The following is a 479-nucleotide window of genomic DNA, read 5'->3' on the forward strand; positions in this document are numbered from 1 at the left end:
AATACGGTAAAGGTTTCTTGAGCCTTCATACGATAAAGCTGCCTTGAAGGATGATTGCAATCGGGAGACAGCAATGACTGCCAGTCTTTTATCGCCAGAATTCGTTTGTATTGTCGAACTAATGGCACCGACTGGCTGCGTGATAAGGCATCAAGTTGCGTGACATAAGGGGCAATACCCCATTTCTCCGCTCGACCACAAATAGGATGTGGCTCCTGTAGAACCACCTCTTTGCCTTCTTCACGCGCGATGTTTATGAGTTGAGTCATTACCTCGTTATATCTTTGTGGGCTGACTCGGTAATCTGCTGCGATATCGTTAAAATGAAAATGTCGCGCATCATTGGTCGCGAAGTTTAACAGGATAATTTTTGCCGGAGATGCTTTCATCTCATCACGCCAGGTTTTATTTTTTTTGTAGTAATATTTCGCAGCAGATTACCGAGTCAGCCCACAAAGATATAACGAGTTAATGACTCA

Annotated in this window: 1 pseudogene; it reads right to left on the reverse strand. The window is 43.8% G+C overall.

Features of this window, described 5'->3' with window-relative positions:
• Nucleotides 1-389, reverse strand: a pseudogene (locus QMM04_RS23070) (SGNH/GDSL hydrolase family protein); the annotation flags it as partial.
• Between the last annotated feature and the right edge of the window lie 90 nt (nucleotides 390-479).

The sequence above is a fragment of the Pantoea sp. Pa-EAmG genome (genome assembly GCF_030024295.1).
GTDB classification, from domain to species: domain Bacteria; phylum Pseudomonadota; class Gammaproteobacteria; order Enterobacterales; family Enterobacteriaceae; genus Pantoea; species Pantoea dispersa.